Genomic DNA, 13,113 nt, shown 5'->3' on the forward strand with positions numbered 1-13,113 from the left:
CCAAGGCCGCGCACAGTGATCGATGGCGATGGCCTTGAGCACAATGCGCATGGCGGTTTTCGATTCGTTCCTTGCTGACAGCCATCGTCGCGCGAACCCGGCCCAGCGGCTTGACGTGCGTCAAGGGAGCACTTCGGCTGATAGGCTCGCAGGGCTATTGCGATTGTTTGCATGAGTCAACTTGATGCTTTCCCGTAGCAGTACTAATACTAAGAGACTGCCGGGAGGGGGATGATCATGCAGATGCGCTTTGTTGTGGTTCCCGCTGTGCCGCTCAAGAAAGAGATTTACCCGCGTAGTATTGGCTTTCCCGCAACGTTAGGGGAGGGCTATGACCTTTATGACACACAGGAAAAGCTGCGCCTGACCCTCAACTACCCCACACGTGCCGAGGCGGAATTCGTATGCGCATCCCGCAACAGTTGCCGGGATGCCGACACGGCGGATATCGCCGGGAATGGTTGATGCTGTGGCGGACACCGGCGTAGCCGGTGCCATGCATCACATTGCGTTCTTCGCGGGCACGCCCGCTCCCACAGGGATTGCGCCCGGTTCAGGGCTTGCGGTCATGCGTGCTTGAGCGCTTCCACCAACTGTGCCTTGGTCATGGTGGAGCGCCCTTTGATGTTTTTGCTGCGCGCTTCCTTCATCAGGCTTTGCTTGCTCTGGGTTTCCAGGGAGCTGCCCGATGTGCGGGAATGACCTTGGCGCGACTTCGCCGCCCGTTTGGCCGAGTCCGACCGGGCAGTTTTCTTCTCGCTGGAGGATGTAGCCTTACCCGAGCCACCTTTCTTCTCGCCTCCACCGGACTGTTTGTTCACGGTGGCCCAGGCACGCGCTTCGGCCTGGTCTTTCGGCACGCCTTTGTGCTCGTAGCTTTCCTCGATATGTTCGGCCTTGCGCTTCTGCTTGTCGGTGTATTTGTCCTTGTCGCCGCGTGGCATGGCATTCACTCCCGTCTGGTTTACATGAGCGGTTGAATGCCGCGGCAACGCCAGAGTGCCCGGTAATCGACCAGCGGTGCCAGCAAACCGGTTGCCCTCTCTAAACAGTCATTCAACCGACACATCGAAGCCGTAGGGTTCAGACAGGAACCGCTCCAGGGCTCTGGCCCCTGATGTTGCCGTGATGGCGCCGCCAGACGGCTCTACCGTGCGGCCTGCCATTCATCGGTCACAAAGCTGTAACATTGCTGCTGCAAAGTGTGCCGGCCATCACACGGAGCGCTTTTCGATGATACGCCTGATGAAATCTGCTGCACTCGCCGTTGCCGTTTCTCTTTGCGCCACTTCGGCATCCTTTGCCGCAGAGAACATCCGCCTGACCGGTTCCGGCGCAAGTTTCCCGGCACCGATCTACCTGACCTGGTTCAAGGCCTTCAGCAAGGAAACCGACGGTGTCACCGTTGACTACCAGTCCAAGGGGAGCGGGGCGGGTGTTCAGGACTTTCTGAACAAGACCGTCGACTTTGCCGCCAGCGACTCGGCAATGAAAGCCGAAGAAATCGCCAAGGTCGGCGAAGGCGTGCAGTTGCTGCCAATGACCGCCGGTGAAATCGTCCTGGCTTACAACCTGCCAGGCAACCCCAAAGGGCTGAAGCTGCCACGCGATGTGTACTCCAACATCTTCCTCGGCAAGATCACCCAGTGGAACGACCCGCAGATCGTCGCGGCCAACCCTGAGCTGAAACTGCCAGCTACCCCGATCACCGTGGTCGTGCGTGCCGACTCCAGCGGCACCACTGCGGTATTCACCAAGCACCTGTCGGCCATCAATGCTGACTTCAAGCAAGCGCTGGGTGAAGGCAACACCGTCAACTGGCCGGCCAGCGACAAGTTCATCAAGTCGCCGAAGAACGATGGCGTAACCGCCACCGTCCGCCAGACCCCAGGCGCCATCGGCTACATCGAATACGGCTTTGCCAAGCTGGCCAAGGTCGACTTCGCCCAGCTGCAGAACAAGGCCGGCCAATACGTAGTGCCGAACGCCGAGAGCGGTGCCGAGGCGCTGGCTGCGGTGAAGATGCCGGAGAACCTGGTGGCCTGGCTGCCTGACCCGGACGGTGCCAAGTCCTACCCGATCACCTCCTACACCTGGATGATCTTCCGCAAGGACAACGGTAACCCGGCCAAGGCCAAGGCCATGCGCGAAATGGTCGAATACAGCCTGACCGAAGGCCAGAAGATCGCCGACTCGATGGGCTACATCCCGCTGCCAGCGTCGGTTGTCGACCAGGTACGCAAAGCGTCCGCCAACATCCAGTAACACGCCCAGGCGCTCCCGGTGTGGTCTGGCGGCCATGCCGGGTGTGTTTGCCCTCTGTCCCGGAACTTGCCCATGAACACTCCTTTTGCCATCCCGGCTAACCCCGACTCCGCGTGCCAGCCACCGTCTGCGAAAGACTTCCTGGTTGATCGCACCTTCCGTGCGCTTGCACGCATCGGTGTGGTGCTGGTGCTGGCGCTGGTCTTCGCGCTGGTCTACGAAGTGGGCCGCAAGGCACTGCCAGGCATCGAGAAGCACGGCTTTGACGTGCTGTTCGGCAGTGTCTGGGACGTCAACCAAGGCAAGTACGGTATTCTGCCAGCGATCTGGGGCACGCTCTACAGCGCCCTGATCGCCCTGTTGATCGCCGGTTTCTTCGGCGTCAGCATGGCCATCTTCCTGACCCAGGACTTCCTCCCGGCCCGGCTGGCGGCGGTGTTCCGCACCATCGTCGAGCTGCTCGCTGCCATCCCCAGCGTCGTCTACGGCCTGTGGGGGATCTATGTGGTCATCCCGGCCATTCGCCCGCTGACCACCTGGTTAAACAGCGAGCTGGGCTGGATTCCCTTTTTTGGTACTTCCCTGAGCGGCCCAGGGCTGCTGCCTGCCGCGCTGGTGCTGGCGATCATGATTCTGCCGACCATCGCCGCCGTTTCGCAGGACGCCCTGACCAGCGTGCCGATGAAGACCAAGCAGGCCGCCTACGGCCTGGGCGCCACCCACTGGGAGGCCATTCTCAAGGTAATGGTGCCATCGGCAGCTACCGGTATCTTTGGTTCGCTGGTGCTCGGCCTGGGCCGTGCGCTGGGTGAAACCATGGCGCTGGCCATGCTGGTGGGCAATGCCAACAACATTTCCCTGTCCTTGTTCGCCCCGGCCAACACGCTGGCGGCCTTGCTGGCCCTGAACTTCCCGGAGGCCGGCCCGAACGAGGTCGAGGTGCTGATGTACGCCGCACTGGTGCTGATGTTCATCACCCTGCTGGTGAACGTGCTCGGCTCGATGATCATGCTCTACGCCCAGCGGGGTAACAAATGATGACCAACCTCACCACCCCTGCAAACGCGTTGCCCAGCCTGCAGCGCAAGCTGGAAGGCCGTTCCCTGCGCAGCCTGGTGTTGACCACGCTGGCATGGTTCGCGGCACTGGTTGCCAGCGTGCCGCTGATCTCCGTGCTGTACATGCTGATCACTCGCGGTGGCGCACGCCTCAACCTGGAGGTGTTCACCGAGCTGCCACCCACCGGCTTCGAGATGGGCGGGGGCTTTGGCAACGCCATGGCCGGTACTTTCGTCATGGTCGGCATTGCTGCTGCCATCGCCGTCCCGGTCGGTATCCTGGCCGCGGTGTTCCTGGCCGAACTCGGCCCGGACAGCAAGCTGGCCAACGCCGCGCGCTTTGCCGCCAAGATGCTCACCGGCCTGCCGTCGATCCTGGCTGGCGTATTCGCCTATGCCCTGGTGGTGATGACCACCGGCACCTACTCCGCGCCGGCAGGTGGTGTGGCCCTGGCGGTACTGATGCTGCCCATCGTCGTGCTGACCGCTGAAGAGTCGATGAAGATGGTGCCCAAGATCATGAAGGATGCTGCCTACGGCATGGGCTGCACCCGTGCCCAGGTGATCTGGAAAATCGTCCTGCCCACCGGCCTGCCGGCCATCCTGACCGGCGTCATGCTGGCCGTGGCCCGTGCCGCCGGCGAGACCGCGCCGCTGCTGTTCACCGCGCTGTTCAGCAACTACTGGATCCTGCATGACGGCGACCTGGCGGTCATGAACCCGACGGCCTCGCTGGCTGTACTGATCTACAACTTCTCCGGCATGCCATTCGACAACCAGCTCGAGCTCGCCTGGGCGGCCTCGCTGGTACTGGTGATGATCGTGCTGGTAATCAACATTCTGAGCCGAGTATTCGGCAAGCCCAAGTATTGAGAAAGGGAGCATCCGACCTTGAACGTATCCACTGCGCCAAAAGCCGCTCCCGTGGTCAGCGAAGCCCCCATCGTCATGGACTGCAAGCTGGACAAGATCTTCTACGGCAATTTCATGGCCGTTCGCGACAGCCATGTGCCGATCCGCAAGAACGAGATCACCGGTTTCATCGGGCCGTCTGGCTGCGGCAAGAGTACCGTCCTGCGTAGCCTCAACCGCATGAACGACCTGGTGAAGGGCTTCCGTTTCGAAGGCCATGTGCACTTCCTGGGCCAGGACGTCTACGGCAAGGGCGTCGACCCTGTGGTGGTGCGCCGCTACATCGGCATGGTGTTCCAGCAGCCCAACCCGTTCTCCATGAGCATCTTCGACAACGTCGCCTTCGGCCTGCGCCTGAACCGCTACAAGGGCGACATCGGTGACCGCGTCAAGCACGCGCTGCAGGGCGCCGCGCTGTGGGACGAGGTGAAGGACAAGCTCAAGGTCAGCGGCCTGTCACTGTCCGGTGGCCAGCAACAGCGTCTGTGCATCGCCCGCGCCATCGCCACCGAGCCGGAAGTGCTGCTGCTGGACGAACCCTGCTCGGCACTCGACCCGATTGCCACCCGCCGGGTGGAGGAGCTGATGGTCGAGTTGAAGAAGGACTACACCATCGCCCTGGTGACCCACAACATGCAGCAGGCGATTCGTGTGGCCGACACCACCGCGTTCTTCTCGGTCGATATCTCCAAGGGCACCCGTACCGGTTACCTGGTCGAGATGGGCCCGACCACGCAGATTTTCCAGAACCCGCGTGAGCAGCTGACTGCCGACTACATCAGCGGCAAGTTCAGCTGAGGCCGCACGTGCCAAGGTGGCCGGGTGTTGCAGTCAGGAAGGCTGCAACACCCGGCCGCATTACCTTCCGTCAAGTGTTACCAGGGATTTCCAATGCCAGCGACGCGTCGTCTTGATCTGCCAGCGGTAGAGCGCGCACTGCGTGAGGTGCAGGCCCGCTTTGCCGAACTCAGCCAGCATTTCACCGAACCGCGCGATCCGTTTACCGACGAGGTGCTGCTGAATGTGGTTGAAGGCTATGCCCTGATTGACGACTATGTCGCCCGGGGTGTCGACCTTTTCGACCTTCAGCAACTGAACCTGATGCTGGAGATCAACGCCACCGTGCTGTGCGGCAGCGACCCGGCACGCAGGCAGGAGTTTGCCCCGCACCTGGCGGCGACCGAGGCGCACTTTTTCAACAACGTGGAGGGCGGCATCAAGGACCTCTACAACTGGTATTGCTCGTATGGCAGCGATTCGATCTGGAAGCGCGCGGCGGGTGTCTACGTTCGAATTCTGAGCAAGCCGCAGCTGTTCATCGAAGGCAACAACCGCACAGGGTCGCTCATTGTCAGCTACCTGCTGATGCGCGCGGGGTTACCGCCATTCGTGTTGTCGCTGGACAATGCCGAGGGTTACTTCAACCCATCCTCGGTCATACGCAACTCTGCCAAGCATGGTGTCAAGGCTTTGTACGAACTACCCAAGATCAAGAAAAAGTATGCAGCTTTCCTTGAAGCGCACGCGCCTGAGCCCGGCAAGTTCTTCCTGGACGTCACATCCATGCCTGCGCGCGAGAGGTGCCGCTGATGCAAAGCTCTTCTCTGTTCCAACGCGGGCGGCAAGCCATCGAGCGCACGTTCAACCGCCCGCAGATACGCATTTCGTTCGATATCGACGACACGCTCGCCTGCCAGGCCGACCATGCCGCCGCCGAGGACAGCAAGCTGCCGGCGTTCCTCCACCGCTGGTTGGGTGAACCCCTGCGCAGTGGCACGCGCTCGCTGATCCGCGACTTGCGCCGCCAGGGCTGCAGCATCTGGATCTACACCTCGTCGGGGCGCACGCCGTCCTACATACGCCGTTGGCTGATGCTCTACGGTATCCGCGTCGATGGCGTGGTCAACAGTGACCGGCACCAGCATATCCTGGCCGTGAACGGGCTTGAGAATGCGCCTTCCAAGTTGCCGTCGGCCTTCGATATCGACCTGCATGTCGATGATTCCGAGGGCGTGCGGCTGGAAGGCGTGGACCACGGTTTTCGCGTGGTGGTGGTGTGCCCCAAGGATGAGAACTGGGCGCAGAAAGTGATGGATGCGGCGGTCGATGTCCAGGCACAGCTGGCCTGGCAGCAACCGCACCGCTATGAAATGCCGGTACAGCAGCGTTCGCAGGCCCTCGCTTCCTGAGGGCCTCAAGGTACTTTTCTCGTTACGCCTCTTCGCTACTTGTTGCCCCCCAACACCTCCATTCGCGGCTTCCCATTTTCAGCTTCGGCTTGACTCGTGAAATTTTTCATGTAATTTTTCATGAAAAATAACTCTAAAAATTTCACGGCAGTCTCAAACGATGAAGATGCACGAAGAGGTTGAAGCCCTCGCGATCCTTATTCACGACCTGCGCAAATTCAAGAACCTGACCCTGGGCGAACTGGCCGAGCGCATCAACCGCTCGGTCGGCTTTCTGTCCCAGGTCGAGCGCGGTGTTTCGCGCCCTACCGTGGCCGATCTCACCGCCATCAGTGAAGCGCTCGGCGTATCCACCGCGTACTTCTACAACCTGAGCAAGCCCCGCAGCGTCAGCTGGGTCACGCGCCCCCACGAGCGGCGCACGCTGTACCTCGAGTCGGGCATCACCGATGTGCTGGCTTCGCCCACCATCGGCGGCGCGTTCTCCATGCTCGACAGCCATCTCGAGCCAGGCGCCAGCAGTGGCGAGCTGTACCTGACCGACCGATCCGAGCAGGGCTGTTTCGTGCTCGAAGGCGAACTCACGGTCTGGCTGGACCACGGCGACGCCGTGACCCTGCAGGCCAACGACTGCTTCCAGCTGCACCCCCACGCGCAGTTCCGTTACGCCAACCTGACGGAAAAAACCACCCGCGTGCTCTGGGTCTTCAACTGAACTCGTTCACCTCACAAGGACAAGAAGATGAGTGTCGTCTTTCCGGATCTGCTGACTGAAGTGCGCTCGTTCCGAGCGAAACACCCAGAAATACGCTATGTCGACCTGATTGCGCTGGATATCCCCGGGCACTTCTACGGCAAGCGCTACCCCATGGACATGCTGGAAAAAGTCGCAGCCGGCGCGCCGCTGAAGTTGCCGCAGAACTGCGTGTTGCTGGGCACCCAGGGGGGGCTCTACCCGATCGGTGACTACTGCTTCGCCGACGGCGACCCGGATGCCGCCCGCCGCCTGGTGCCGGGTACCCTCAGGCCGGTGCGCTGGGAAAAGGAACCGATCGCGCAGATGCTCATCACCTCTGACGGCACCGCCAACCCCATCGAGTTCGAGCCCCGTGAAGTGCTGGCCCGGGTGATCCAGCGCCTGGCCAGGCGCGGCATTCGCCCGGTGGTGGCCTTCGAGCTGGAGTTCTACCTGTTCGACCGCAAGCTCGATAACGGCCTGCCACAGTACCCACGCGACAAGGCGACCGACGACCACGACGACCAGCCGAACATGCACATCGAGCGGCTGTCGCGCTTTGCACCGGTGCTGCACGAGATGGTCGATGGCGCCAACGAGCAGGGCGTGCCGGCGAACGTGATCACCGCGGAGCTGGGCCCCGGCCAGTTCGAGATCAACTTCTCGCACAGCGACGATGCCATGAGCGCGGCTGACTGGTCGGCGCTGTTCTGCCGCAGTACCCGCGGTATCGCGATGAAGCACGGCTACCGCGCCAGCTTCATGAGCAAGCCGTACCTCGATGCGCCGGGCAGCGGCATGCATGTGCACGTCAGCCTGTACGACAACGCCGGCAACAACATCCTCGCCGGCGATGACCAGCGCAAGCTGCGCCATGCGGTGGCAGGGTGCCTGGAGTTGCTGCCCCACTGCATGCCGATCTTCGCCCCGAACCACAATGCCTACCGCCGTTACGGCGCCATGGTCAACGCGGCGAGCAAGGCCAGCTGGGGTTTCGAAGATCGCGATGCGTGTATTCGCATCCCCGAGTCCGACCCCCGCAACCTGCGCATCGAACACCGCCTCGCCGGTGCCGATGCCAACCCGTACCTGGTGCTGGCGGCCATCCTGACCGGGATGGAGCATGGCCTGGAGCGTGGCGTCGAGCCCATTGCCCCGCTGAACGACAACCGCCAGAGCGGCATCGAGTTCCCCAAGGATGCCTTCAGTGCCCTGGCGGCCATGCGTCACCACCCGGAGGTGAACGAGGGCCTGGGCAGTGAATTCGTGATGGTCTACTGCGAAAACAAATACCAGGAGCAACTGGACTTCATGCGCCACATCGATGCCCGCGAATACCGCTGGTTCCTGTAGCTGCCGGGGTCGGGGCAGCGCCGCTGCACCCTGCCTTTCTACCGTTTCAATACAACGCGCAATATGGATTTGCCGGAGGAAGATATGCCACGTGTGCCCGTTATCGGCATTACCGCATGCACCAGCATGATCGAGCTGCATGCAACCCAGACCATCAGCGAGAAGTACGCGCGCGCGGCGGCCAAGGCAGCGTGTGGGCTGCCCATCGTGATACCCAGCCTCGCAGACCTGATGGACAGCGCCGATATTCTCGACGTGGTGGATGGGCTGATCTTCACCGGTTCGCCGTCCAACATCGAACCGTTCCACTACAACGGACCGGCCAGTGCAGCGGGCACCCATCACGATCCGCTGCGTGATGCCACCACACTGCCACTGATGCGTGCGGCCATCGCCGCCGGAGTGCCGGTGCTGGGCATCTGCCGTGGTTTCCAGGAAATGAACGTGGCGCTGGGTGGCACCTTGCACCAGAAAGTGCATGAGACCGGCATGTTCATGGACCACCGCGAAAGCAAGGGTGAGCCCATCGAAAAGCAATACGGCCCGCGTCACGCCCTGCATATAGAGCCCGGCGGCATGCTCGACCGCATGGGTTTGCCAGCGGTCATCGATGTCAATTCCATCCACGGCCAGGGCATCGATGTACTGGCCCCCGGGCTGAGGGTGGAGGCGCTGGCACCTGATGGCCTGGTGGAAGCTGTTTCGGTCGAGAACAGCAAAGGCTTTGCCCTGGCCGTGCAATGGCACCCCGAGTACCAGGTCATGGACAACCCGCATTACCTGACCATCTTCCAGTCCTTTGGCAAGGCCTGCCGGCATCGCTCGGTACTGCGCCAGATGCTGTTGAAGACCGCCTGACAGCGATCTTTCCCAATTACAAAAAAAGTACCTGCGCAGCACGGCTGCGCAACTTGATGGAGTGAAGTCAATGAGTGAGCAGAATTCGCAGACCCTTGCCTGGCAAGCCATGAGCCGCGACCACCACCTGGCCCCGTTCAGCGATGTTCGGCAGCTGGCCGAGAAAGGCCCGCGCATCATCACCTCGGCCAAAGGTGTGTACCTCTGGGACAGCGAGGGCCACAAGATTCTCGATGGCATGGCGGGCCTGTGGTGTGTGGCGGTGGGCTATGGGCGCGATGAGCTGGCCGACGTCGCCAGCCAGCAGATGAAGCAGCTGCCGTACTACAACCTGTTCTTCCAGACCGCGCACCCGCCCGCGCTGGAACTGGCCAAGGCGATCGCCGATGTGGCCCCGCAAGGCATGACTCACGTGTTCTTCACCGGCTCTGGCTCCGAAGGCAACGACACCGTGCTGCGCATGGTCCGCCATTACTGGGCGCTCAAGGGCCAGAAGAACAAGAAGGTCATCATCGGCCGCATCAACGGTTACCACGGCTCCACCGTGGCCGGCGCGGGCCTGGGCGGCATGAGCGGCATGCACCAGCAGGGCGGGCTGATCCCGGATATCGTGCATATCCCGCAGCCATACTGGTATGGCGAAGGCGGCGACATGACCGAGGCCGACTTCGGCGTGTGGGCGGCCGAACAGCTGGAGAAAAAGATCCTCGAAGTTGGCGTGGACAACGTTGCCGCCTTCATCGCCGAACCGATCCAGGGCGCTGGCGGGGTGATCATTCCACCGCAGACCTACTGGCCGAAGGTGAAGGAGATCCTGGCCAGGTACGACATCCTCTTCGTCGCTGACGAAGTGATCTGCGGCTTCGGCCGTACAGGTGAGTGGTTCGGTAGCGACTACTACGACCTCAAGCCCGACCTGATGACCATCGCCAAGGGCCTTACCTCCGGCTATATCCCCATGGGCGGCGTGATCGTGCGAGATGAAGTGGCCAAAGTCATCAGCGAAGGCGGCGACTTCAACCACGGCTTCACCTATTCCGGCCACCCGGTGGCGGCTGCGGTCGGCCTTGAGAACCTGCGGATCCTGCGTGACGAAAAGATCATCGAGCAGGTGCACGACAAGACCGCGCCTTACCTGCAACGACGCCTGCGCGAGCTGGCTGACCACCCGCTGGTAGGCGAGGTACGCGGCCTGGGCATGCTCGGTGCGATCGAGCTGGTGAAGGACAAGGCCACCCGCGCGCGCTATGAAGGCAAAGGTGTCGGCATGATCTGTCGCCAGCACTGCTTCGACAACGGCCTGATCATGCGTGCCGTGGGCGACACCATGATCATCGCGCCGCCGCTGGTTATCAGCATCGAGGAGATCGACGAACTGGTGGAAAAAGCCCGCAAGTGTCTGGACCTGACGTACGAGGCTGTTCGCTGAGCGTCTGGGTCTGATACCTGTAGGAGCGGGTTTACCCGCGAAGCAGGCGCCGCGGTGGATGGCACGGACTTCGTCCGTGTTCGCGGGTAAACCCGCTCCCACAGGGATCGCACAAACTTCTGGAGTCTGGGCTAGACAGTCGCAGGCATATCGTCGCCGGCATCTTGCAATGCCGCGAAGCATCTTGCTTTGTGAAATGAATCATGTACTTTTCAGGGCATCAATTTTCCCATCCGAAAGTCGCGATTCAACCATGAAAGTGCACGAAGAGATCGAAGGCCTGGCCGTACTGATTCGCGACCTGCGCAAGTTCAAGGGCCTGACACTGGGCGAACTGGCCCAGCGCATCGGCCGTTCGGTGGGCTTTCTGTCCCAGGTCGAACGGGGCGTATCCCGCCCAACCGTGGCCGACCTCACGGCTATCAGCGAAGAGCTCGGCGTTTCCACGGCCTATTTCTACAAGCTGGACCAGCCCCGCGAGCTCGACTGGGTCACCCGTCCTCACGAGCGTCGTACCCTTCACCTGGCCGGTGGCATCACCGATGTGCTGGCATCCCCCACGATAACGGGCGCGTTCTCCATGCTCGACAGCCACCTGGAGCCGGGGGCCAGCAGTGGCGAGGAGTACCTGGACGACAGCTCGGAGCAGGGCTGCTTCGTGCTCGAAGGCGAACTGACCGTCTGGCTGGATGGCGGCGAGCCGGTAACGCTGCGCGCCAATGACAGTTTTCAGCTGCAACCCCATGCGAGCTTTCGTTACGCCAACCTGACAGACAAGCTCACCCGCGTGCTCTGGGTATTCAGCTGAGAGGGGAATCCAGGCTGGCTCTGGAGTCACCAGGCAATCGGTGTCCCGTCCCACGCCCAGAATGTACCGCTCTGTTCCGGGCCGTGTCGGCTCACCAGCGCTAGAATGCATGTCGCCGCAAACGCCGGCGAGAACAGTTTTCCTGGCGCCACATTGCCCTGAAAGGGTTGGGAAAGGCGGGTGTCGGTGGTCCCGGGATGCAGCAACAGTACCGTGGAAGCGGGGTTCAGTCGCTTGAGCTCGATGCTCGCGGTACGCAGAAGCTGGTTGAGCGCCGCCTTGCTGGCGCGATAGCTGTACCACCCGCCAAGATGATTGTCGCTGATCGACCCGACCCGCGCCGACAGCGCCACATAGGTCATCGGTTGCTGTCGCAACAAGGGCAGCAAGTGCCTGAGCAGCAGGACAGGGGCGAAACAGTTGGTCGTGAAGCTGGCCAGCAGCCCCGCCATATCCAACTGTGTCAGCGCTTTTTCGGCCCGTGCGGGTGGCGCTTGCAGCACGCCAAGCGTGCAAAATACCAGGTTCAAGTGGTTGCAGCAGGCTCCCACCCGCGCCGCCAGTGTTTGCAGTGCCACTTCGGAACAAGCGTCGCAGTCGATGCGAACCAACTGTCGTGGGTGCTCGGCAAACAAAGCATCCAGCGCAGGGCTGCTGGTGGCATGTCGCGAGACGGCAAACACCCGTCCGATGTCGTCGCGCGCCAGCAGTTGTGTGCACAGTGCAAGGCCGATCCCCTGGCTGGCTCCGCAGACCAGCACGTTGGCGGGGGTATGAAGGTCATTGATAAGGCTCACTGAACTGCCTCCTTTGCCGGCCCCGACGCTGGTATGCCTCTGTCACTGGCTCTGCCGAAACAAGGCCCTGAGACCTGCAAGTAAAAGTTGTACAACCTCATAAAAAACTGTACATAGTTTCTAATATTGTACAGGTATTTCACGTGCTCGAGGTCAGTATGGGGCACACGACTCGTTGGGCCTGGCTTTGCCTGCTATTGACTGCCCTGTCGGAGGCGGCGGACTGGCGAGCGGAGCTGCCGGCAGCGCAACGGCTGGGCGTCGGTGAGTTCAGCTGGTTTGGCTTGCGCCTTTACACCGCACAGCTATGGGCAGCAGGTCCGGTCCAGGACTGGAACCGGCCTTTTGCCCTTGAGCTGGCCTATCACCGAAGCCTGTCCAGGGACACGCTGGTACAGGCCAGCCTCGAGGAAATGTACCGCCTGGCACCTGAAAACGTGACGCCGCAGCGGCGCGCGGCGTGGTCCCAGGCCATGCAGCAGGCGTTTGTAGATGTACGGCCAGGCATGCGCATCACCGGCTTGTACATGCCGGGACAGGGCTGCCGCTTCTACGTCGATGGCAAACTCAGCCGGGCGGTCGCCGACCCCGTTTTTGCACGGGCGTTCTTCGCCATCTGGCTCGATCCGCGGGCCAGGGATCAACAACTGCGTCAGCGTCTGCTGGGAGGCATGCCATGAATCTGCATAACGGTAACGCTGACCAGCC

The 13,113-nt window shown here is 61.8% G+C and carries 15 protein-coding genes; 13 read left to right on the forward strand and 2 right to left on the reverse strand.

Translation table 11 applies throughout. From position 1 onward, the window contains the following. Nucleotides 1-231: 231 nt before the first annotated feature. A complete protein-coding gene (locus KDB76_RS11645) occupies nt 232-465 on the forward strand; it encodes a hypothetical protein (RefSeq protein WP_013972143.1) in 234 nt (77 codons plus the stop codon). 101 nt (nt 466-566) lie between these two features. Here KDB76_RS11645 and KDB76_RS11650 read toward each other — a convergent pair whose 3' ends face one another. Further along, a complete protein-coding gene (locus tag KDB76_RS11650; protein ID WP_024086821.1) occupies nt 567-944 on the reverse strand; it encodes a hypothetical protein in 378 nt (125 codons plus the stop codon). A 289-nt stretch (nt 945-1,233) separates the two neighbouring features. On the opposite strand from KDB76_RS11650, the gene pstS reads away from it, so the two are divergent. The 11 genes from pstS (at nt 1,234) to KDB76_RS11705 (ending at nt 11,608) form a co-directional block, all read left to right on the forward strand. Then, nucleotides 1,234-2,265 carry a phosphate ABC transporter substrate-binding protein PstS gene (gene pstS / locus KDB76_RS11655; protein WP_003259756.1) on the forward strand — a complete coding sequence of 344 codons (1,032 nt, stop codon included), beginning with the start codon at nt 1,234-1,236 and terminating at the stop codon, nt 2,263-2,265. Nucleotides 2,266-2,337: 72 nt separating this feature from the next. Next, nucleotides 2,338-3,303 (forward strand): phosphate ABC transporter permease subunit PstC, encoded by a 966-nt coding sequence (pstC, locus tag KDB76_RS11660; RefSeq protein WP_013972145.1) that lies wholly within the window; start codon nt 2,338-2,340, stop codon nt 3,301-3,303. Then, nucleotides 3,303-4,196, forward strand: coding sequence for a phosphate ABC transporter permease PstA (gene pstA, locus KDB76_RS11665; protein ID WP_024086822.1), 894 nt, complete (start codon nt 3,303-3,305; stop codon nt 4,194-4,196). The genes pstC and pstA overlap by 1 nt, the downstream gene beginning before the upstream one ends. A 75-nt stretch (nt 4,197-4,271) precedes the next feature. After that, a complete protein-coding gene (pstB, locus tag KDB76_RS11670; protein WP_049870846.1) occupies nt 4,272-5,033 on the forward strand; it encodes a phosphate ABC transporter ATP-binding protein PstB in 762 nt (253 codons plus the stop codon). Between the two features lie 93 nt (nt 5,034-5,126). Continuing rightward, nucleotides 5,127-5,825 carry a hypothetical protein gene (locus KDB76_RS11675; RefSeq protein WP_038409355.1) on the forward strand — a complete coding sequence of 233 codons (699 nt, stop codon included), beginning with the start codon at nt 5,127-5,129 and terminating at the stop codon, nt 5,823-5,825. Beyond that, the gene (locus KDB76_RS11680) at nt 5,825-6,424 is read left to right on the forward strand and encodes a hypothetical protein (protein ID WP_024086825.1); all 600 of its coding nucleotides are present in this window, start codon (nt 5,825-5,827) and stop codon (nt 6,422-6,424) included. The genes KDB76_RS11675 and KDB76_RS11680 overlap by 1 nt, the downstream gene beginning before the upstream one ends. Before the next feature lie 160 nt (nt 6,425-6,584). Beyond that, nucleotides 6,585-7,139 (forward strand): XRE family transcriptional regulator, encoded by a 555-nt coding sequence (locus KDB76_RS11685; protein WP_013972148.1) that lies wholly within the window; start codon nt 6,585-6,587, stop codon nt 7,137-7,139. A gap of 27 nt (nt 7,140-7,166) precedes the next feature. Continuing rightward, a complete protein-coding gene (locus KDB76_RS11690) occupies nt 7,167-8,513 on the forward strand; it encodes a glutamine synthetase family protein (RefSeq protein ID WP_013972149.1) in 1,347 nt (448 codons plus the stop codon). 84 nt (nt 8,514-8,597) lie between these two features. Further along, nucleotides 8,598-9,371, forward strand: coding sequence for a gamma-glutamyl-gamma-aminobutyrate hydrolase family protein (locus KDB76_RS11695; RefSeq protein WP_015270028.1), 774 nt, complete (start codon nt 8,598-8,600; stop codon nt 9,369-9,371). Nucleotides 9,372-9,441: 70 nt separating this feature from the next. Further along, nucleotides 9,442-10,800, forward strand: a complete 1,359-nt coding sequence (locus tag KDB76_RS11700; RefSeq protein ID WP_023661869.1) for an aspartate aminotransferase family protein — start codon at nt 9,442-9,444, stop codon at nt 10,798-10,800. A 253-nt stretch (nt 10,801-11,053) separates the two neighbouring features. After that, entirely contained in the window at nt 11,054-11,608 is a 555-nt protein-coding gene (locus KDB76_RS11705; RefSeq protein WP_013972152.1) for an XRE family transcriptional regulator, read from the forward strand. Between the two features lie 26 nt (nt 11,609-11,634). Here the strand turns inward: KDB76_RS11705 and KDB76_RS11710 are convergent, their stop codons facing one another. Next, nucleotides 11,635-12,405 carry an SDR family NAD(P)-dependent oxidoreductase gene (locus KDB76_RS11710; protein ID WP_038409357.1) on the reverse strand — a complete coding sequence of 257 codons (771 nt, stop codon included), beginning with the start codon at nt 12,403-12,405 and terminating at the stop codon, nt 11,635-11,637. Between the two features lie 158 nt (nt 12,406-12,563). On the opposite strand from KDB76_RS11710, the gene KDB76_RS11715 reads away from it, so the two are divergent. Continuing rightward, nucleotides 12,564-13,085 carry a chalcone isomerase family protein gene (locus KDB76_RS11715; protein ID WP_038410392.1) on the forward strand — a complete coding sequence of 174 codons (522 nt, stop codon included), beginning with the start codon at nt 12,564-12,566 and terminating at the stop codon, nt 13,083-13,085. Nucleotides 13,086-13,113 lie beyond the last annotated feature (28 nt).

Origin of the sequence: Pseudomonas sp. JS425 (genome assembly GCF_018223845.1) — a bacterium.
Lineage (GTDB): Bacteria > Pseudomonadota > Gammaproteobacteria > Pseudomonadales > Pseudomonadaceae > Aquipseudomonas > Aquipseudomonas asiatica.

Coding starts and splice junctions, on each gene's coding strand:
- KDB76_RS11690 (WP_013972149.1), top strand. CDS start 7,167: ATGAGTGTCGTCTTTCCGGATCTGCTGACTGAAGTGCGCTCGTTCCGA.
- pstS (WP_003259756.1), top strand. CDS start 1,234: ATGATACGCCTGATGAAATCTGCTGCACTCGCCGTTGCCGTTTCTCTT.
- KDB76_RS11680 (WP_024086825.1), top strand. CDS start 5,825: ATGCAAAGCTCTTCTCTGTTCCAACGCGGGCGGCAAGCCATCGAGCGC.
- KDB76_RS11650 (WP_024086821.1), bottom strand. CDS start 944: ATGCCACGCGGCGACAAGGACAAATACACCGACAAGCAGAAGCGCAAG.
- KDB76_RS11700 (WP_023661869.1), top strand. CDS start 9,442: ATGAGTGAGCAGAATTCGCAGACCCTTGCCTGGCAAGCCATGAGCCGC.
- pstA (WP_024086822.1), top strand. CDS start 3,303: ATGACCAACCTCACCACCCCTGCAAACGCGTTGCCCAGCCTGCAGCGC.
- pstC (WP_013972145.1), top strand. CDS start 2,338: ATGAACACTCCTTTTGCCATCCCGGCTAACCCCGACTCCGCGTGCCAG.
- KDB76_RS11645 (WP_013972143.1), top strand. CDS start 232: ATGATCATGCAGATGCGCTTTGTTGTGGTTCCCGCTGTGCCGCTCAAG.
- pstB (WP_049870846.1), top strand. CDS start 4,272: ATGGACTGCAAGCTGGACAAGATCTTCTACGGCAATTTCATGGCCGTT.
- KDB76_RS11695 (WP_015270028.1), top strand. CDS start 8,598: ATGCCACGTGTGCCCGTTATCGGCATTACCGCATGCACCAGCATGATC.
- KDB76_RS11705 (WP_013972152.1), top strand. CDS start 11,054: ATGAAAGTGCACGAAGAGATCGAAGGCCTGGCCGTACTGATTCGCGAC.
- KDB76_RS11675 (WP_038409355.1), top strand. CDS start 5,127: ATGCCAGCGACGCGTCGTCTTGATCTGCCAGCGGTAGAGCGCGCACTG.
- KDB76_RS11685 (WP_013972148.1), top strand. CDS start 6,585: ATGAAGATGCACGAAGAGGTTGAAGCCCTCGCGATCCTTATTCACGAC.
- KDB76_RS11715 (WP_038410392.1), top strand. CDS start 12,564: ATGGGGCACACGACTCGTTGGGCCTGGCTTTGCCTGCTATTGACTGCC.